20 protein-coding genes are annotated in these 17,855 nt (G+C 57.3%); 12 read left to right on the top strand and 8 right to left on the bottom strand.

Annotated features, from left to right (window positions below):
* Positions 1-620 precede the first annotated feature (620 nt).
* The 4 genes from KPG71_RS17035 to KPG71_RS17020 form a co-directional block, all read right to left on the bottom strand.
* The gene (locus KPG71_RS17035; RefSeq protein ID WP_216339531.1) at positions 621-1,148 is read right to left on the bottom strand and encodes a hypothetical protein; all 528 of its coding nucleotides are present in this window, start codon (positions 1,146-1,148) and stop codon (positions 621-623) included.
* A complete protein-coding gene (locus KPG71_RS17030; RefSeq protein WP_216339528.1) occupies positions 1,145-1,486 on the bottom strand; it encodes a hypothetical protein in 342 nt (113 codons plus the stop codon). Before KPG71_RS17030 ends, KPG71_RS17035 begins: the two co-directional genes overlap by 4 nt.
* Positions 1,476-2,840 (bottom strand): YfjI family protein, encoded by a 1,365-nt coding sequence (locus tag KPG71_RS17025; protein WP_216339526.1) that lies wholly within the window; start codon positions 2,838-2,840, stop codon positions 1,476-1,478. The genes KPG71_RS17030 and KPG71_RS17025 overlap by 11 nt, the downstream gene beginning before the upstream one ends.
* A 128-nt stretch (positions 2,841-2,968) precedes the next feature.
* A complete protein-coding gene (locus KPG71_RS17020) occupies positions 2,969-3,850 on the bottom strand; it encodes a toprim domain-containing protein (RefSeq protein WP_216339524.1) in 882 nt (293 codons plus the stop codon).
* Positions 3,851-3,992: 142 nt separating this feature from the next.
* Here KPG71_RS17020 and KPG71_RS19860 point away from each other — a divergent pair, with 142 nt between their 5' ends.
* Entirely contained in the window at positions 3,993-4,307 is a 315-nt protein-coding gene (locus KPG71_RS19860; protein WP_216339522.1) for a Rap1a/Tai family immunity protein, read from the top strand.
* Positions 4,308-4,309: 2 nt separating this feature from the next.
* On the opposite strand, the gene KPG71_RS17010 is transcribed toward KPG71_RS19860, so the two are convergent.
* Both KPG71_RS17010 and KPG71_RS17005 read right to left on the bottom strand, forming a co-directional pair.
* Entirely contained in the window at positions 4,310-4,714 is a 405-nt protein-coding gene (locus KPG71_RS17010; protein WP_253196328.1) for a hypothetical protein, read from the bottom strand.
* A gap of 3 nt (positions 4,715-4,717) precedes the next feature.
* Complete coding sequence (locus KPG71_RS17005; protein ID WP_216339520.1) at positions 4,718-4,903, bottom strand: AlpA family transcriptional regulator; 186 nt, start codon at positions 4,901-4,903, stop codon at positions 4,718-4,720.
* Between the two features lie 346 nt (positions 4,904-5,249).
* On the opposite strand from KPG71_RS17005, the gene KPG71_RS17000 reads away from it, so the two are divergent.
* Both KPG71_RS17000 and KPG71_RS16995 read left to right on the top strand, forming a co-directional pair.
* The gene (locus KPG71_RS17000) at positions 5,250-6,947 is read left to right on the top strand and encodes a patatin-like phospholipase family protein (RefSeq protein WP_216339518.1); all 1,698 of its coding nucleotides are present in this window, start codon (positions 5,250-5,252) and stop codon (positions 6,945-6,947) included.
* 112 nt (positions 6,948-7,059) lie between these two features.
* Positions 7,060-7,257, top strand: a complete 198-nt coding sequence (locus KPG71_RS16995; protein ID WP_216339515.1) for a hypothetical protein — start codon at positions 7,060-7,062, stop codon at positions 7,255-7,257.
* 224 nt (positions 7,258-7,481) lie between these two features.
* Here KPG71_RS16995 and KPG71_RS16990 read toward each other — a convergent pair whose 3' ends face one another.
* The gene (locus KPG71_RS16990) at positions 7,482-8,726 is read right to left on the bottom strand and encodes a site-specific integrase (protein WP_216339513.1); all 1,245 of its coding nucleotides are present in this window, start codon (positions 8,724-8,726) and stop codon (positions 7,482-7,484) included.
* 375 nt (positions 8,727-9,101) lie between these two features.
* Positions 9,102-9,749, bottom strand: coding sequence for a hypothetical protein (locus KPG71_RS16985; protein ID WP_216339511.1), 648 nt, complete (start codon positions 9,747-9,749; stop codon positions 9,102-9,104).
* 259 nt (positions 9,750-10,008) lie between these two features.
* On the opposite strand from KPG71_RS16985, the gene KPG71_RS16980 reads away from it, so the two are divergent.
* From KPG71_RS16980 to KPG71_RS16940, 9 genes are all read left to right on the top strand, one after another.
* Positions 10,009-10,638: a helix-turn-helix domain-containing protein gene (locus KPG71_RS16980; RefSeq protein WP_073035629.1), complete on the top strand. Its 630-nt coding sequence runs from the start codon at positions 10,009-10,011 to the stop codon at positions 10,636-10,638.
* A 268-nt stretch (positions 10,639-10,906) separates the two neighbouring features.
* The gene (locus tag KPG71_RS16975) at positions 10,907-11,800 is read left to right on the top strand and encodes a glutamine amidotransferase family protein (RefSeq protein ID WP_216339509.1); all 894 of its coding nucleotides are present in this window, start codon (positions 10,907-10,909) and stop codon (positions 11,798-11,800) included.
* 1 nt (position 11,801) lies between these two features.
* Positions 11,802-12,479 carry a protein GlxC gene (locus KPG71_RS16970; protein ID WP_216339507.1) on the top strand — a complete coding sequence of 226 codons (678 nt, stop codon included), beginning with the start codon at positions 11,802-11,804 and terminating at the stop codon, positions 12,477-12,479.
* A gap of 11 nt (positions 12,480-12,490) precedes the next feature.
* The gene (locus KPG71_RS16965) at positions 12,491-13,834 is read left to right on the top strand and encodes an FMN-binding glutamate synthase family protein (protein ID WP_216339505.1); all 1,344 of its coding nucleotides are present in this window, start codon (positions 12,491-12,493) and stop codon (positions 13,832-13,834) included.
* A 71-nt stretch (positions 13,835-13,905) separates the two neighbouring features.
* On the top strand, positions 13,906-15,237 hold the full coding sequence (glnT, locus tag KPG71_RS16960; RefSeq protein ID WP_216339504.1) for a type III glutamate--ammonia ligase: 1,332 nt from the start codon (positions 13,906-13,908) through the stop codon (positions 15,235-15,237).
* 297 nt (positions 15,238-15,534) lie between these two features.
* Complete coding sequence (locus KPG71_RS16955) at positions 15,535-15,831, top strand: hypothetical protein (RefSeq protein WP_253196327.1); 297 nt, start codon at positions 15,535-15,537, stop codon at positions 15,829-15,831.
* Positions 15,832-15,841: 10 nt separating this feature from the next.
* Entirely contained in the window at positions 15,842-16,219 is a 378-nt protein-coding gene (locus tag KPG71_RS16950) for a hypothetical protein (RefSeq protein ID WP_216339502.1), read from the top strand.
* A gap of 26 nt (positions 16,220-16,245) precedes the next feature.
* Entirely contained in the window at positions 16,246-16,422 is a 177-nt protein-coding gene (locus tag KPG71_RS16945) for a hypothetical protein (RefSeq protein ID WP_216339500.1), read from the top strand.
* A gap of 3 nt (positions 16,423-16,425) precedes the next feature.
* On the top strand, positions 16,426-17,847 hold the full coding sequence (locus KPG71_RS16940) for an APC family permease (RefSeq protein WP_253196326.1): 1,422 nt from the start codon (positions 16,426-16,428) through the stop codon (positions 17,845-17,847).
* Positions 17,848-17,855: the final 8 nt, after the last annotated feature.

Here is a 17,855-nt window from a genome sequence, read left to right as displayed (position 1 = left end):
AAATCGTATCAAGATTTCTCACCTAAGATGTCGGAGCACCGTGCTTCACGCATTAGTCGGTTAATCAGCCCGCGCAATGCAACGGCCTCTTGGCTGCGCTCCCCGTGTTTCCAGTTCGGATGCCCCTTACCGGGTTTTGCCCCGCCTCGCGCGCCGTGCATGCGACAGACAGCCCAGCCGCGCACCGCTGGATTGCGACAAGGCAGGCCGGTGCGTTTTGATTTCGCCGTGCAACGTGGCGCACGGTGCATGGGGTAAGCGTCAGAATTTAACATGTGCCCTCCCCCTTTTCATTGGCGGGCCAGTTAACTTCTACTACCTTTCGCAAACAAGAGAAAAACAAAGCCGATGCAAACCGCCCACCATGGGTGCTCAAACTTTGCCCAATTCCACATAGAGGATGGAATGCTCCAAGCTGCCTCTAAACCGGCGAACAGTGCAGCTAAGGGCACAAGCCATATCTCCCCCCACTCAATCGGCCCATTGAGAAAAAAATATATTGCCCGCCAGAAGAAGGCAAACGCTGCCATTATCACCCCCCATAAGAACGATGCGAAAATCCATAGGGGTGAGGTCACAAACAATAGAAATATTGCGGCTATCGTTTCCCAAAACAAAATCTATCTCTCCACGTTTCCGACTACTGCTTGTCCACCCTCGTTAACAGTAACACGCTCAACCCTGACTGTCTGTTTCCCCTTTGAGCGATACCGCTTGAGCGTATCCATTTGAGCCGCGAAGGTCCGGGCCAGCTTGTTCAAAGCCCGCTCGGCTGAGTCTTGTTGTGGTAGGTTCTCCACATGGTTCAAACGGCGCGCCATCATCATTGTCGCTTGATGGATTGCCGCCATTTGTGTTGTCAAAAGCACCTCGGCTGCATCCTTGGGCTTCATGGCGTCCACAAAGCCCAGCGCAAAATCGGTTGCTTCGGCGTCGATGCGCTTGCCATGTGAGCCAAGCACCGACAACTGCCCAACGATGGAATTTGCAACGCTCGTGTGTTCGGTTGCGTCCAGAATGCGCATGTAGTCGCCAGAAATTTCTATCCCGAGGGTGTTATCCTCTTTCCATTCAAGCGCCGCCCTGGGCGGCTTTCGCTGGGGGATATCCAGCGCGTCGGATTGTTGCTTTTCAGTCTTTTTGGTCATGTCTTTTCCTCTTGGTTTCCCCAGCGCCGATTGACGCCACACCAGAGCCGCCCGCACGGCCCGTGCCGTTCCCATTCTGTCAGGTTGCGCCACGCCTCCAGCGACACCACGCGCCCGGTGTAGGTGAGCGGCCTTCCCCCTGCGGATGCGCCGTAGGGAAAGACTGTTTCTGGCGGTTTTGCGCTGGGCGGCGTTTTGGGAATTTCAGCCTGCACACCTGCTACACCCGCTACATTCGCTACACGCGGGGTTTCCGGTTCTGCCGGGGGCGCGGAATTGGAGCGGGGCATTTCAGCCCCGTCCAGATGTTCCAGCGCGGCTTGTGCATCAAACCACATCGCCGCCCCCTCGCACGATGCGCCATGCCACCTTGCGCGCCGCCCCACGAATAACGATGCCGTCATCCAAGGGCGCAAGCCAGCCGTGCCTTTCCAATATTGTCAAAGCCGCCGTTGCCGTTTTGCTATCGCGTAAAGCGTTCGGCCCATATTGCAGCACCTCGCGCGGCATTATGTCCGCCTCTGGCCAGCTTTCCAGAAGCCACTTGCGCAACCGCTCGGCCCGGTCGATTTCAGCCGATACATTTGCCGCATCTGCCAGCCGTGCCGCCTCGGTCAGGTAGAACTGCGCCAGCGTGATTGCATCGGCCATATCCTGCGCGGCAACCTCAGCCGCCTGCAAATCCCGCCAGAGCGTCAAAACTCCTGCGATACGCGCGGCCTGTTCCGCCGCCTTCGATGCCGTGCCGGTGATGTGTTCGAGATTGCCGCCCTTGCCCTGCGCCACCTCGATAGCATCCGCAAACTGTATCAAGAGCGCCCGCGCATCGCCGCCCAGCGCAAGGGTGCGTGGCTGCAATTCACGGGTTTCAGCATCCATCGGCAAGGGTGTTTCAAGGATGGTGCGCAGCCGGTCCGAGAATGCCGCCAGCGCGCCATTGTCTGGCCTTACCTGCGCATGCAGCCGCGTCCCTATGTTGCTTTGCGGTTCGCATATCAGGAAGCGGGGCAGAAAACCGCTATCCGCCGCCAGCGGGTCAGCCATAAACGCCCGCGCCACACCCGGTTGCGCCATCAGATGCACCGCCAGCCGCCGCCCATAAAGCGCATATGCCCCGTCACCGGCCCGCGTGCGCCGTATCGGGTTGCCCTGCCACAAATCGTTTAAGGCGGTTAGCGTCTTTTGCCGGTTGTCGCTGTTCATGGCATGTCCGCCAAGGAATTGCCCGCCTTCATCCGAGAAGATGCCAAGCGACGGTTGCCCGGTTGCATAAAGCCGGGTCAGCCCTTCAAAGGTCGGCTCCGTCACCACGCGGTCTGTGCAAGGCGGTGCGGACGGCTCCGCGCCCAAGCCGTCCAGGTCAGCGCGTGCCGCCGTCTTTTTCTCGCCCTTTCCATTCTTGATAGCAGCCAAGATGCGCTTGCGTTCTTCGCTGTAAATCGCGTGCGCGTTTTGCCATGCCTGCACATCCTCGCGCTGGGCCTTGGCCTGTTCCTTTTCGTGTTCGCGCAAAGCGTCCATCAAAGGTGCATCGCAACTTGATTTGCGCTCCCCGCTTGCGGCGATGGTCAGGCAATAGAGAGACAGGGGGCGCGGCCCGCCAAGCGTTTCCACATTGGCAAAGCCCTGCACGGCCAGCGAGGCCACTGACAGCGCAGATTGCGCGGGTATGGCAACAGGGGCAAGAGACATGCCTTGCACTGTTTCTACAGCGTTTAACAGTGGGCCAAGCGCAACCACAGGGTAAGGCTTCCCATACGGGATTTCCCGTAATAGGGGTTGCGGTCCTTCGGATTTGAACGGGATAGGTTCGGGGGCGTTCATGCGGCTTCCCCTTTCATTGTCAGAATATCATTCCAGTCGCGGCCATCCGGTGCGGGCAAGAGCGATACCTGCCAGCCCAGCGCGTGCGCGCGTTCAGCCAAGGCATGCGCCGCCGCCTTTCCGGGTGCATCGCCATCGGGGGCAATTGTCAGCCGATGCGGCTTAGGGGGCAAATGCAGCCCTCGCATGCCTGACGTGGACAATGCCGCCCAAAGGGTCACAGGCTTGCCCAGAAGGCCACAGGCAAGGCTTAAGGCTGTCTCGATGCCCTCGGCCACCACAAGAGGCCCGTGCGCTTCTGGCAGCCTTACAGCGCCGCCAGAGACACGCCCCAGCATCAGCTTGTCAGGCTCAACGACAGCTTTGCCCCTGCCATCGGTGGCAAGGTAGGTGCGATGCACCGCAAAGCCTTGACCGCCGTCCACGCGGGCCAGCATCGCGGGAAACCGCTTTGCGTTTGGGTGCCAACATTCCGGCAGGAAACGCAGGGATTCAGGAAGGGGGCAGGATATGCCCCGCCCCCTCAGATAGGTTTCCGCCAGCGTGCCGCCGATAGGGTGCGCATCTTGCCAGAGCCGGTGCGCTTGCTTGGCCCGTTTTTCGGCCTCGGCCCGGTCCTGGACTTGGCGCGCGTGGCTTTCCAGCGGGTCGGGCGCGGCATAATCACCGGGGGCAAGCCCAGCCGCCGCCAGAATATCCCGAAAATCGCAGCCGGATTTCTTGCAATGCGCCAAGAGCCGCCCGCCATCGCCATCGGCCAGCGTCAAGGCGTTCTGCCCCTTGCGGCCTTCCGCCTGACATACCGGGCAAGGCGCGCTGCCATAGCGGCGATACCATTTGCCATGAAGGGCTTGGGTAATCTGTTTTGCGTCCATCATCCGCACGCCCCCCAGATTAAAGCCGCCATTGCATGCGCCTGCGCTTCTGTCAGCCCGTGCGCACGCATCAGGAAAGCGATTTGCAGCCGGTTCATGCTGCACCGCCTTGCGCCGATGAGCTTAATTGAGGCAAACTCAAATTATGAGATGGATTGCGATGATAGTGGCGATTTGGGCAAGCCCAAGTGGAGCTCAAGACGGAAACTTCCTTCTTGATATATGCACAAAAGGCGCGACTTACTCGCCTGACATGTGTGCAGGCTTTGTGGGCGGCGCGACTGGCCTCATACCCTATGCGCCTCAGTTCTCCTCCACGGTTTGTTTGCCTACGGGCGTCACGTATCCACAAATGACCGACGTAGTTATCGCTTATTTGCAAGATAACCCAGCGCAACGCCACAACTTTGCATCGCCTCTGATAGCAATAGCCTTGGGTGAAGCGTTTCCCTGCAAATAAAATCATGCTGCACCCCCTTTCCAGCCCAGAGACACACCAGAGCGCAGCACATAGCGCGCATGCGTGCCGGGAAACTCGCCTTCATGCGGTTCGGTGATGGTTTCGATTTCCACGCCCAGCGCCCGCAAATCGTGGACATAAGCGGCCCAACGTGGCGCGGGGTTGTGAATCGGCGTGCAGCCCTCAGCCCCTGCCTTGCGCAATTGTTCGAGCGCCCAACGGTCGCGGCCTGACACCACGATGCAGAAAGCCTTGCCTGCGCTGGGCGCGATGCGATAGGCAGTGCCGCTGCTATGGCGTTTGCTGCGCTTGCCTGTTATGTTTCGGGTGTTCGTCGCATCCGCAAACGATACATCTCGCGCCGTGCCAGCCTGCCCGCTGCACGGCGCTACTCTTTTGCCTCTCATGGTTCATGCCGCGTCTGTTGTGCGGCTTTCGAGCCATGCGGCAATATCGGATTCACGCCAGCCGACAGCGCGCTTACCAAGCTTGATAGGCTTGGGAAACTCACCTTCGGCCATCATGGCGTAAAGTGTTGAACGAGAAAGCCCTGTGATGCGTTCTACATCCGGGCGGCGAAGAGTCTTGGGAAGCATTTTGGCATCCTTCGAATTTGGATGCGCCGTCGAGCTATTTTCCACGACGCAAAAGTTAATCTGCGCTATAGCCCAACACTATCTTCACTAGTCTATTTTGTTCCCAAGGTCAACTCCGCCACCACATGTAGGCTCCGCAGGCAACGTTGAGGCCAAAGCGACCGATCTCTGCGAAAATTGTTATTATGCCGACTGGGTGAATACCAAGGCAGCCGACAAAGCGCCTTTTGGATCGGTGTTAATTGAAGATACTACTTACCTATCTGCAGGGGGCGCTGGAAAAATTCGCTGAAAAATGTATTAGGAGGATATAGGAAAACGCTATTTGAATAGTCGGGTTAAAGAAATGATAAAGACATTCTGTGTGTTTGAAGGCGGGGGTGCGAAAGGTGTCGCACATGCCGGAGTGTTGAAGGCAATTGAAGAAATCAATGAGTTCAAAGTTCAAGGATACGCAGGCACTTCAGCGGGAGCAATTGTAGCAGCACTTGCAGCTTCTGGTTGGAGCGCAGATGAGCTTTTTGAAAAGGGGGCAGACAAAAAAATTAGTAGCAAGGCTTTCTCTAGGTTGTCCTGTAGAGACGTATCTTCGTTAGCAGATATTCTAAGTGGAGACTGGAAGAGGTTGGAACGCTTTGTGCGGTCTTTCCGAGCGCTTAAGAACCCGAGAAGTATCCAGGCTCGTCGAGCTAAGCTATATTTCGCTTTTGCTGCATTTCTGTTTTTCTGGCCTTTGATTTACCCTTTGGCTAGCTTTGGCATTGCTAAGCTTGAAGTTGCTTTGCCTAAATTTGGATCGCTTATAAGTATTGTCTTTTACGCTATAGTAGCACCAGTATCATGGGTCGGATATTTTGGCGGATTGCTGCTGATATTGGCGGTCATTTACTATTTGTTTTTTAAATTCAGAGGGGTATCGGACTTACGACATGCAGTCGAAGCGCTGGATGAATTGCTTTCCGAAAAAATTACACCTATGAAAGGAAACCGAGTTTCCTTCTTGGACATCAAAGAGCAGAAAAACTGTGATCTAAAGATTGTTGCCGCCAATATTCGCACCGGCGTAATGAAGTTGTTTGATGCGACATCAACCCCCGACGTACCTGTTTCAGATGCAGTGGCAGCATCAGCCGCAATTCCAATTGTGTTTCGGCCAATTTCTATAGGTGGTTCTCAGTATTGTGATGGTGGACTAGTTTCTAATCTCCCGGCATGGACGTTTGATCGAGAGCGCCTTGTCGACGATGAATGCGTTGTAATTACTAGTGAACTTTCTGACCAGATCGAAGCAATTGATGACTCTCTCAATACACCACAACCCGTGACGAAAGCTGGGTTTGAGTTGCTGGAGCGGATAGCCAGAACGGCTGTTTTCGGAGCATCGGGCCTAAACACTAGGGGGTTGCATCATCATATTAGCTTAAAGTTGGATGCGGACATTGGTGTTTTGGAGCTGGATAACACTGAGAAACACGCGGCCATCATTGAAAATGCGCGTATTACTGCATCTGGGAGACTTAAAGACTACATCGACGAACTCAAAAGCTTAAAGTTTGCGTATGAGGCTGCGGAGCGTTTGTTGATCGATAAAGGCGTACCGAAAGGAACGCTTCGTGCAGGTTTGGTTCGTGAAGTTAAGCTGGTTGATAGCGAATGCGCAGCTTATCAGCTTTGGCATTCACAGGGTTTTGATGAGCATTTTGATGACAGGGTTCTTTTGCCAGTGAATGAATCTTTGGTTGGGGGCGCCGTACTGGATAAGCGTTGCGTATCACTAGACCTTACGATTGAGCAAAATAGAGATAAATTTTATCATCTGAACACAGTGTTTTTCAGGAGAAAGTTTGTCCCTTCTGATCGGGATTGGGTGGTTGTAATCCCTTTAAATCGCGAAGATGTGGGCACTTCTGGATTTCCGCCGGATCATATCTCGATAGCAGTTACGTTTGACGGGAGCACACTTGCCAAGCTTTCGGTGGACGAATTAATGACCGATTTGCGAGGCATCGTTGATGCAAATACCATATTTACGCCTTACTCGTAGCGTAAATTTTAAGGAAATGTTAATTTTAGGCTTGGTCACAAATACATGATGTGGTTGCCGGGAGTTGAAATAACATGGTGCTCATGCTTAGATTCCGAGGGAGGAGGCAGTCATGCATAATCAACTGATAGATTCAGAAGTGGTTTATGATGATGAGGAGGAGGACAACGGCGCGTCTCTCAAAGCAAGATATGAGGGCAGGAGAAAGAAGCTCAGTGAGTTGATTGATGAAATGGAAACGGAAGATCGAAAAATGGCGCGTTCGGCTCGGCGAATTCTGTTTCCTTCGCATCAAAAGCGAGCTGGCTAACCCTATAATTTGAACGGTGAGTGGAGGTGCAGGAATATTCTGCCTCCCTGTAGTGTGCTTGATTTTGGACTGCCGATTGTCCAGCAGTGGTGGGCGAAAATGAATAGAAGGTTTTCGATGGGCTTGGTCTGGAAGGCCCAGCCCGAAACCTACCGAGATTGAGCGAAATAATTCGACATATAGAGTTAATAAGTCTGTCGCCATCAAGAATTCTTGAAACTTGCTCAAGTTTCGCGCTTTGAAGCAAGAGCAACAACCTCACCGCCGCGCGCTTCCAAATGCCCCGCCCAGCTTTTCATCATCTTGCGCCGTTTCTCGAACATATCGGAGCGGGCATAAGCGGCCTCGGCTTTATCCTTCACCACATGGGCAAGGGCGGCTTCTGAAACTTCATTTGGGAAATTCGTTTGCTCCTGCGCCCAAGTCTTAAATGAAGTGCGGAAACCGTGAACATGCACATCAAAGCCCTGTTCCTTCACCAGCTTGGAAAGCGTCATGTCGGATAGCGGCTTATCCCGAGCGGACGGAAACACCAGCCCGGATGCGCCGCGCAATGCCTCAGCCTCTTTCAGGATTTCCAGCGCGCGGCCTGACAGCGGCACGCGATGCGCCTTTTTCGCCTTCATGCGGCTGGCCGGGATTTCCCATGTAGCAGATGTAGCGGATGTAGCGGCGTCGCCGCCGTGAAATTCAATTTCCTCCCAGAGCGCGCCGCGCACCTCGCCAGAGCGGGCTGCAGTCAGGATAAGAAACTCCAACGCTAGCTTTGTTGCGGGCCATGCGTTCGACGCCTGCACCGCCCCGATACACTCTGACACCTCGGCATAGGGCAACGCCTTGCGATGGTTCTTTGTGGTTTCGTGCTTGGGCAATGCCTGCCCGATATTCTCGGCAGGATTGTCTTGCCGCCAGCCTTGCGCAATCGCCCATTTCATAACAACGCCAACCCGTTGCCGCACCCGTCGCGCGGTTTCGGGCTTTTCCAGCCATATGGGTTGCAGCACCGCCAGCACATCCGCCGTGGTTATGTCGCCAACCCTAACCGGCCCTATCTTTGGGAAGGCATAGGATTCCAGCGTGGTGATAAACTGCGCAGCGTGCTTCTTGTTGCGCCAAGTCGGCTTGCGGATTTCGTGAACCTTGCGCGCGGCCTCGGCAAACGTCAGCACCGCCTGCGCCTCGTGCTTGGCCTGCAACGGGTCGCCACCAGCCCGCGCCAGCTTCTTGTTTTCCAGCGCCAATTCGCGGGCCTCAGCTAGAGAAACGTATCCCGCGCCACCCAAGCCTATATCCCTGCGCTTGCCGCGAATGGTGATGCGCTGCACCCACGACTTGGAGCCATTCGGCTGCACCAGAAGAAACAAGCCATTTCCATCGGAATATTTGCCCGGTTCGACTACCTGGCGCACAAACACGGCAGACAGCGCCTTTTCCGGGTGCCGTTTGCTGCTTTTGTCCACATTCGCCATTGTCCGCCCCATGCATTGCTCGAATAGATTCCCTCATTTTTTCCCACACTTTTTGTGGGAAGTAAACGGAAACCATCGGAACAACATGGAAGGCAGGACGCAAATAAGCACCTGAAATTACGGATACTATCGGCATGTTTCGGAACATATCGGAAAGCGCAATGGCGGACTTCGTCTCCGCCATTAACTATTGATTTCATTGGATAACTTGGCGCCCAACCAATCCTCCTCATGAACTACCCATGCGATTTTCAGGGCTTCGAGGGGGTCAGATTGGCCCGCGAACGCTCTAGTAGACGTGACGGCACGTCGCACCTTGCGAGTCACTTGTTGCCGGTTCGCTACGATGATGCCGCGAACCGGCCATTGCGCAGTTCACGCTTCAATTACGATCTTAACTTTTTCAGCATCAACTCCCAACGACTGCGCCAACCGCCTTTTTGCTTCGGCGATGGTCAAGGGCGCTTCGTCGCCGGGCGTCGACGGCTTGACGGAAGTATCGGGCATGTCTTCGTCGGCGGGCGCGGCAAGCTTCATGGAAAGCAACGCCTCCCTATTAAGCGCGATACCGCCACCAACTGAAGAAGCCGCGTTCGGGTCTTCCGGCAGAAACATGGACACCCAAACGCCGCGACCGACGGGAATTTTGTGGCCTGCGTCCAGCCGTGCGCGATATGCGCGGTCGAAGCGGTCCCGCATTTCGTCGCCGTCCACCATATAGGCTAGCCCCTCCTTCGGGTCGTCCTTGTCGTCAACAGTGACAGCCACGACGTAATCTACGTCATCCAACGTCACCCAGCCGTTGTCATCGTCGTTGCGTGGGAAGGCAATCCAAGTGTCCTGCGTGGTCCGAATGGATACGGTATGTTGTTCATCGCCCTTGACGATCCTTCGGACACTTGACTTGCCAATCCCTTGGATGCGTTCGACCCGCCAACCGACTTGTTCCAAGGCCCGCTCGCCCAACTCAAACAACTTACGGCGGTTGGATACCTTTTGGGGTGTTCCAGAAACGTTTGTCATACCGATTCTCCTGTGTGTGTTTCGTCTGGTTTGCATATGGGACAAAATCTGGAATACGTCAAGACGACCTGGATTTAGTCCTCGGACGAAACGCGGGCGAACCAAAAGAAACTCCGGTTGCGACGGTGAACGCAAACTGGGGTCAGTTGCCCTTGGCGCTTATCGTCAAAAACTGCAGGTTTTTGACGATACTTGCATTTCCCTTCCGGATTTTTGATCTTGGGATGCCGCTGATCCGGCGGTGCTGACAGGAGTCATGATGGCGGAAAGCAAGCTGAGCCAAGACCCGCACAAGTTGCGTGAGGGGCGCGAGAAGAATCTCGAGATCGCGATCGGGCGTGAGGTGCGTGATCTGCGCCGGGCCCGTGGCATGACGGTGGCCGATCTGGCGGCTGCGGCGGGGTTGTCGGTCGGGATGTTGTCGAAGATCGAAAATGGTCTGACATCGCCGTCGCTGACCACCCTGCAAGGTCTGTCCAGCGCGCTGAGCGTGCCGGTGACAAGTTTCCTGCGCCGCTTCGAAGAGCGGCGCGAGGCGGTTCACGTCAGGGCGGGGGAGGCGCTTGAGATCGAGCGCGCCGGAACACGCGCGGGGCATCAGTACAATCTGCTAGGGCATCTGGGGGCGAATAGCAGTGGTGTGGTGGTCGAGCCTTATCTGATTACCCTGAGCGAGGAATCCGACGTCTTCCCGACCTTCCAGCATGAGGGTGTCGAGCTGCTGTATATTCTGGAAGGGGAGGTCGGCTATCGGTATGGCGACCAGAGTTTTCACCTCAAGCCCGGTGACAGCCTGTTTTTCGATGCCGACGCCCCGCATGGCCCGGACGATCTGAAGAAACTGCCGATCCGGTATCTTTCCGTCATCTCGTATCCGCAGGGCAATTGAGCGGGCAGGCCGGGTTCGAGCGGGGCGCTGGCCCCGTCTACATGAGAATCATCAGCAGAACGTCCCCGGACCGATGGTGGCATCGGTCCGGGAAACGGGCGTATTCGTCTGAGGTGCAATTGTTTCAAGCTCAGGGCGCGGCTTCCCATGAGGAAAAAACAGGCCTATTTGGCCCTGAAAATATTCCTCAGTGGAAAATTAAATTCTTTTATTGAAACTTGAACGGCTTGGCGCTAGCCTCGATTCTGACAGATTTATGGAGGCGTCGATGTGTGGAATCGTCGGACTGTTTTTGAAGGACAAATCGCTGGAGCCGCAGCTTGGGGCATTGCTGACCGATATGCTGGTCACGATGACCGATCGCGGCCCTGACAGCGCTGGCATTGCGATCTATTCGGAGGATCGCGAAGGCTTTGCCAAGCTGACCGTGCAAATGAACGACCCTGCAGGGTTCGAAGGGCTTGGCGACGAGATGTCGAAGGCGCTTGGCACCGATGTCAGTGTCGAGGTCAAGGATACTCATGCCGTGATCGAACTGGCCGAGGCCAAGCTGGACGAGGCCCGTACCGCACTGGCCGAACTGCGCCCCGAAGCGCGGATCATGAGCCAGGGCGAGGTCATCGAAATCTACAAGGAGGTGGGCTTGCCCGCCGATGTGGCAAAGCGTTTCGATATCGCTCATCAGCATGGCACCCACGGGATCGGGCACACGCGGATGGCGACCGAGTCGGCGGTGACGACCCTTGGAGCGCACCCGTTCTCGACCGGCGCGGATCAGTGCCTTGTGCATAACGGATCGTTGAGCAATCACAATTCGCTGCGGCGCAAGCTGGCGCGCGAAGGCGTCAAGGTGAACACGCTGAACGATACCGAGGTCGCCGCCGCCTACCTGACGTGGAAGATGCAGCAGGGCAAGAGCCTGGGCGATGCGCTGGAGGCGAGCCTCGAGGATCTGGACGGGTTCTTCAACTTTGTCGTGGGCACCAAGGACGGGTTCGGTGTGGTCCGCGATCCGATCAGCTGCAAACCCGCCGTGATGGCCGAAACCGATCAATATGTCGCCTTCGGCAGCGAATACCGCGCGCTGGTGAACCTGCCCGGTATCGAGGATGCCCGCGTATGGGAGCCGGAACCCGCAACCGTTTATTTCTGGAAGCACTGACATGCAGACATTCGATTTGGAAGCCAACGGCCTGCGTGGCCTGAACGAAGCGCTACAGGCGCAGAGCCAGACAACCAATGCCACGGCGTGGGAGGTTGTGAACCCCCGCGGGTCTCATGCGGTCGCTGTCGGGCTGGATGCCCCGATCGAAGTGACCGTCAAGGGCTCGACCGGGTATTACTGCGCCGGCATGAACAAGCAGGCTACGATTCACGTCGAAGGCAGCGCCGGACCGGGCGTGGCCGAGAACATGATGAGCGGCACGGTGATCGTCGAGGGCGACGCCAGCCAGTATGCCGGGGCCACCGGGCATGGCGGTTTGCTGGTCATCAAGGGGAATGCCAGCGGACGCTGCGGGATTTCGATGAAGGGCATCGACATCGTGGTGCAGGGCAATGTGGGCCATATGTCGGCCTTCATGGCGCAAAAGGGCAATCTTGTGGTCTGCGGCGATGCGGGCGATGCATTGGGGGACTCGATCTACGAGGCGCGGCTTTTCGTGCGCGGTTCGGTCAAGAGCCTTGGCGCGGACTGCGTCGAGAAAGAAATGCGCCCCGAGCATCTGGAAATCCTGGCCGACCTGATCGAACGGTCGGGCGTGGACGCCAAGCCGGAAGAGTTCAAGCGCTACGGCTCGGCCCGCAAGCTGTATAACTTCGATATCGACAACGCCTACTGAGGAGACCTGTCATGGCCAAGGACGATAAACATGTGCCGCGCACCATGCCGGTTTACTCGAGCACCTTTACGCCTGAGATAAATGCCGAAATCCGCCGTGCTGCGGCGACCGGGATTTACGACATTCGTGGCGGTGGCGCCAAGCGCAAGGTTCCGCATTTCGATGATCTGCTGTTCCTGGGCGCTTCGGTCAGCCGGTATCCGCTGGAAGGGTATCGCGAACGCTGTGATACCAATGTGGTGTTGGGCACGCGCTATGCGAAGAAGCCGATCAAGCTGGATATTCCGATCACCATCGCCGGTATGTCCTTTGGGGCGCTCAGCGCGCAGGCCAAAGAGGCCCTTGGCCGGGGGGCGTCCGCTGCGGGCACCTCGACCACCACGGGCGATGGCGGCATGACCCCCGAGGAACGCGGTGAATCCAAGACGCTGGTCTATCAATACCTGCCGTCGCGCTACGGGATGAACCCCGACGATCTGCGCAAGGCCGATGCGATCGAGGTGGTCGTGGGGCAGGGCGCCAAGCCGGGCGGGGGCGGTATGCTTCTGGGACAGAAGATTTCCGACCGCGTGGCCGCGATGCGCGATCTGCCCAAGGGGATCGACCAGCGCAGCGCTTGCCGCCACCCCGACTGGACCGGGCCGGACGATCTGGAAATCAAGATCCTCGAACTGCGTGAAATCACCAACTGGGAAAAACCGATCTACGTCAAGGTCGGCGCGACGCGGCCCTATTTCGACACCACGCTGGCGGTCAAGGCCGGGGCGGATGTGGTCGTGATCGACGGGATGCAGGGCGGCACGGCCGCGACGCAGGACGTCTTCATCGAACATGTGGGCATTCCGACACTGGCCTGTATCCGCGAAGCGGTGCGCGCGCTTGAGGATCTGAACATGCATCGCGAGGTGCAACTGATCGTGTCGGGCGGTATCCGTTCGGGCGCCGACGTGGCCAAGGCGCTTGCGCTTGGCGCGGATGCGGTCAGCATCGGCACGGCGGCGATGATCGCCCTGGGCGACAATGATCCCAAGTGGGAAGACGAGTACCGCAAACTGGGGACGACCGCGGATGCCTATGACGACTGGCACGAAGGGCAGGACCCTGCCGGTATCAGCACGCAAGACCCGGAACTGTCCTCACGTCTCGATCCTGTCGAGGCCGGGCGCCGGTTGCGCAACTATCTCAAGGTCATGACGCTGGAGGCACAGACGCTGGCCCGCGCATGCGGCAAGAACCACGTTCAGCATCTGGAACCCGAAGATCTGGTCGCCCTGACCATGGAGGCCGCGGCCATGGCCCAGGTACCGCTGGCGGGCACCAGCTGGTGGCCGGGGAAACCGGGAACACAGTTCTGATCACACAAACAAAACACGAGGGGCGGCGGTAGCCGCCCCGTTTCATGCCAACAGGGAACAAGGAACCAACCATGACGAAAGATCTGGCCGCCTTTGCCGCCGAAAACGGCATCAAGTATTTCATGATCTCATTCACCGACCTGTTCGGGGGACAGCGGGCCAAACTGGTGCCCGCTCAGGCGATTTCGGACATGCAGGAAGACGGGGCCGGGTTTGCCGGTTTCGCGACATATCTGGACATGACCCCGGCGCATCCCGACATGTTGGCCGTGCCAGATCCCGACAGCGTGATCCAACTGCCTTGGAAACCCGAGGTCGCCTGGGTCGCCGCCAATCCGGTGATGGAAGACGAAGACGTGGCGCAGGCCCCGCGCAACGTGTTGCGCCGCCTGATCGACGAGGCCGCCCAAGAGGGGATGCATGTCAAAACAGGCATCGAGGCCGAATTTTTCCTGCTGACCCCGGATGGCAGGGAATTGTCGGATGAATTCGATACCGCAGCCAAACCCTGCTATGATCAGCAAGCGGTGATGCGTCGCTATGACGTGGTGCGCGAAATCTGTGACTACATGCTGGAACTGGGCTGGGGTCCGTATCAGAACGACCACGAGGACGCGAATGGCCAGTTCGAAATGAACTGGGAGTTCGACGATGCGTTGAGCACCGCTGACAAGCATTCGTTTTTCAAGTTCATGACGAAATCCGTGGCCGAAAAGCACGGGTTCCGCGCCACGTTCATGCCCAAGCCCGTCGAAGGGCTGACCGGCAACGGGTGTCACGCGCATATTTCCGTCTGGGATGCACCGGGCGACAAGTCCAAGGCCAATGTCTTTGCCACCGACACGGGCGAAGGTCCGGCGGGCGAGCTGGGCCTGTCCGAGAAGGGCACGCATTTCCTGGGCGGGATCATGAAACACGCCAGTGCGCTGGCCGCGATCACCAATCCGACGGTGAACAGCTACAAGCGGATCAACGCGCCCCGCACCATCTCTGGTGCGACATGGGCCCCGAATACGGTGACATGGACGGGCAACAACCGCACCCATATGGTGCGGGTGCCGGGGCCGGGCCGGTTTGAACTGCGCCTGCCGGACGGGGCGGTGAACCCCTATCTGCTTCAGGCGGTGATCATCGCCGCAGGCCTGAGCGGTGTCCGCAGCAAGGCCGATCCGGGCAAACGCCATGACATCGACATGTATGCCGACGGTCACAAGGTGCGCGGCGCCCCGAAACTGCCGCTGAACATGCTGGATGCCCTGCGCACCTATGACAAGGACAAAGAGCTGAAAGCGATGATGGGCGAGGAGTTCTCGAGCGCCTACATCAAGATGAAGCATGAAGAGTGGAATTCCTTCATCACTCATTTCAGCCAGTGGGAACGCGATCACACGCTGGATATCTGATCCCGATTGCCCGGTGTCATAGGTGCCGGGCGAAAGGTCATGCATGGCCAAGACATTGGCCATGCAGCGAAAACTTCGGAACGGAAATCTCCGGGCAGGGTTAAACTTTGCACCGGAATTGTCTGCGTTCAGTGAATAGGTGTTCAAGCGCTTCGAAGAACGCGCGTTGACACGTGCCGTGCCGTTCACAAACTGATTTCGATTTATGCGAATTTCAAAAAAAACTTGATTTTTTAATCGCGGCCTCTCTACCATAATTAAAAAAGTTTAATCCAAGTGAACAAGGGAGGAAGTTAAATGCCAGAGGAAATGCAAGCCCGCATTGCCGCGATGTTCCGGGGCGACAAGATATTCGCCTTGGGTTTCGTGGCGGTTCTTTGGGTGGTTGTGTTGTTCGTCTACTTCAGCGTCCGCGACACGATCGGCGGCGGTGCGATCGCCAATGTGCTGGTCGTGGCCGGGGCACTGGTGCTGTTGTTCAACACGGCGGCGATTTTCGCGATGATCCGTCAATACGCGGCTGAGCGCGATTTCATCTATGGGCTGGATATCCGGCACCTGGACGAAATGAAGCGCGCCAAGCGCAATCGCTGAGGGGGCGGATATGTCAAAGCATTACGAACCGCCCAAGCAAAGCAAGCTGGGCCAGCTTTTCGATTCGGCCTTCTTGCTGGTTCTTGTCTACGTTGCCCTGTTCATTCCGCTTATCCTGGGACTGACGGGGGCCGGAAGCACCACGCATATCCCGGAAGAGGTGAACTGGGACACGTTGGGGCAGAACCCGACCATGCAAGCCCAATGGGAAAAGCTGGGTTACACGCCTGACAGCGCGGCTGAAATCATCAGCACGCGTTTCGATTACACGATTGACCCGATGCTTCTGTTGATCACCGCAATCGTGATCATTGGCTATTTCGTGTTCCTCGTGAAGGTATCGGACAAGGAATACCGCGAGGTCATTCGGGAAAAGTTCGATCAGTGATCTGATCGGCAGGGAGGAAACAAATCATGTGGATTTTGTTGGAATACGCAGCCTGGGCCATCGCGGCGCTCTTGCTGCTGTGGATGGTGATGGATGCGGCGCGGGTCAACCGCGAGTTTGACGAAGACACCCTTCTGTCATCGCGTGAAGGTATCGATGAACTGCTGGAACATGGCGATGTTCCCGAAGCGAAGGAGGGCTGAACAATGAGCGATCAAACAGCGAATGGCTCGGCCTCTTCGGCGGTTGAGGCCGCAGTGCAGGAAGACCGCGTCGGACTGCTGAGGGTTCTGGGGCCGGTTCATGTCTGGGCGCTTGGCGTCGGGATCGTTCTGGTCGGCGAATTCATGGGCTGGAATTTCTCGGTGGGCAAAGGGGGCGCCATGGGGGCGCTGATCGCCTGTTGGGTGATCGGGCTACTTTACACCTGCGTCGCCATGATCGATTCCGAGGTGACTTCGACGGTTGCGGCGGCTGGCGGACAATACGCCCAAGCCAAGCATATCATGGGGCCGCTGATGGCCTTCAACGTGGGGCTTTACCTTGTGATGGCCTACACGATGCTCGAGGCGGCGGATGCGCTGATCGTCGGTGACCTTCTGGTCATTCTGGCCGAGCAGACAGGATACGAGGCGCTTGATCCCAAGCCATTCGTGATCCTGATCATCGCGTTTCTGGCGTTCCTGAACTATCGCGGTGTCTTCATGACGCTGACGCTGAACTTCATCATCACGGCGGCGGCGTTCGTGTCGATCATCATTCTGTTCCTCGGCGTTCAGCCCTGGCAACCGGGTGCGATGCTCAAGCACAGCGAGTTGCTGACCGACCTGCCATATGGCTGGATCGGGGTGATCGCGGCGTTCCAGTTCGGTATCTGGTACTATCTGGGGATCGAAGGCACCTGTCAGGCCGCCGAAGAAGTCCGCTCCCCCAGCCGGTCTTTGCCGCTTGGCACGATGACCGGGATCATGACGCTGCTGATTGCCGCGACGCTGACATGGTATGTCTGCTCGGGGCTGTTGCCGTGGGAGTATCTGGGTCAGGCGACCGTGCCGCTTTACGATGCCGCGCGCATGACCGGCAGCACCACGCTTCAGATCTTCCTGTTCGTGGGCACGATGTTTGCCGCGACGGCGTCGGCCAACGGCTGTATCAACGATGCATCGCGGGCGTGGTTCTCGATGGGGCGTGACCGTTATATGCCGCTATGGTTCGGGGCCGTGCATCCGCGCTATCGGACGCCGTACCGGTCGATCCTGTTCCTGATCCCGATTGCCGTGTCCTTTGCCTTTACCGGGCTGCTGGACCAGGTGATCACCTTCTCGATCCTGTCGGGTCTGCTGGGCTATACGTTCATGCCGATCAACATGGTGATCTTCCGCAGGAAATGGCCCTTGGGGACGATCCGGCGCGGGTATGTGCATCCGTTCCACCCGATTCCGGCAATCGTGCTGATGGTGCTTTGCATCACCACCTTCTTTGCCACGTACCTGGGCTTCGGGGTGCAGTTGCTGGCGATGATGATCTTCTACATTGTCGTGTCGATCTGGTTCTCGGTGCATCGCTACAAATACGTCCGCCGGTCGGATCAGTTCACGATGAACTGGCCGAAACCGCAGGGCTACTGAGGGGGAAA

Source organism: Roseovarius sp. PS-C2, from assembly GCF_018862045.1.
Lineage (GTDB): Bacteria > Pseudomonadota > Alphaproteobacteria > Rhodobacterales > Rhodobacteraceae > Roseovarius.
The sequence above is the reverse complement of the archived record's forward strand: the minus strand, read 5'-3'. Positions and strand labels throughout refer to the sequence as shown.

Bases quoted from the DNA above. Each gene is read 5' to 3' on its own strand.
- KPG71_RS16990 (WP_216339513.1), bottom strand. From the start codon at position 8,726: ATGGCGAATGTGGACAAAAGCAGCAAACGGCACCCGGAAAAGGCGCTG.
- KPG71_RS17025 (WP_216339526.1), bottom strand. From the start codon at position 2,840: ATGTCTCTTGCCCCTGTTGCCATACCCGCGCAATCTGCGCTGTCAGTG.
- KPG71_RS17000 (WP_216339518.1), top strand. From the start codon at position 5,250: ATGATAAAGACATTCTGTGTGTTTGAAGGCGGGGGTGCGAAAGGTGTC.
- KPG71_RS16970 (WP_216339507.1), top strand. From the start codon at position 11,802: ATGCAGACATTCGATTTGGAAGCCAACGGCCTGCGTGGCCTGAACGAA.
- glnT (WP_216339504.1), top strand. From the start codon at position 13,906: ATGACGAAAGATCTGGCCGCCTTTGCCGCCGAAAACGGCATCAAGTAT.
- KPG71_RS16950 (WP_216339502.1), top strand. From the start codon at position 15,842: ATGTCAAAGCATTACGAACCGCCCAAGCAAAGCAAGCTGGGCCAGCTT.
- KPG71_RS16980 (WP_073035629.1), top strand. From the start codon at position 10,009: ATGGCGGAAAGCAAGCTGAGCCAAGACCCGCACAAGTTGCGTGAGGGG.
- KPG71_RS16945 (WP_216339500.1), top strand. From the start codon at position 16,246: ATGTGGATTTTGTTGGAATACGCAGCCTGGGCCATCGCGGCGCTCTTG.
- KPG71_RS16975 (WP_216339509.1), top strand. From the start codon at position 10,907: ATGTGTGGAATCGTCGGACTGTTTTTGAAGGACAAATCGCTGGAGCCG.
- KPG71_RS16985 (WP_216339511.1), bottom strand. From the start codon at position 9,749: ATGACAAACGTTTCTGGAACACCCCAAAAGGTATCCAACCGCCGTAAG.
- KPG71_RS16995 (WP_216339515.1), top strand. From the start codon at position 7,060: ATGCATAATCAACTGATAGATTCAGAAGTGGTTTATGATGATGAGGAG.
- KPG71_RS16955 (WP_253196327.1), top strand. From the start codon at position 15,535: ATGCCAGAGGAAATGCAAGCCCGCATTGCCGCGATGTTCCGGGGCGAC.
- KPG71_RS17005 (WP_216339520.1), bottom strand. From the start codon at position 4,903: ATGCTTCCCAAGACTCTTCGCCGCCCGGATGTAGAACGCATCACAGGG.
- KPG71_RS17035 (WP_216339531.1), bottom strand. From the start codon at position 1,148: ATGACCAAAAAGACTGAAAAGCAACAATCCGACGCGCTGGATATCCCC.
- KPG71_RS17020 (WP_216339524.1), bottom strand. From the start codon at position 3,850: ATGATGGACGCAAAACAGATTACCCAAGCCCTTCATGGCAAATGGTAT.
- KPG71_RS19860 (WP_216339522.1), top strand. From the start codon at position 3,993: ATGAGATGGATTGCGATGATAGTGGCGATTTGGGCAAGCCCAAGTGGA.
- KPG71_RS16965 (WP_216339505.1), top strand. From the start codon at position 12,491: ATGGCCAAGGACGATAAACATGTGCCGCGCACCATGCCGGTTTACTCG.
- KPG71_RS17010 (WP_253196328.1), bottom strand. From the start codon at position 4,714: ATGAGAGGCAAAAGAGTAGCGCCGTGCAGCGGGCAGGCTGGCACGGCG.
- KPG71_RS17030 (WP_216339528.1), bottom strand. From the start codon at position 1,486: ATGTGGTTTGATGCACAAGCCGCGCTGGAACATCTGGACGGGGCTGAA.
- KPG71_RS16940 (WP_253196326.1), top strand. From the start codon at position 16,426: ATGAGCGATCAAACAGCGAATGGCTCGGCCTCTTCGGCGGTTGAGGCC.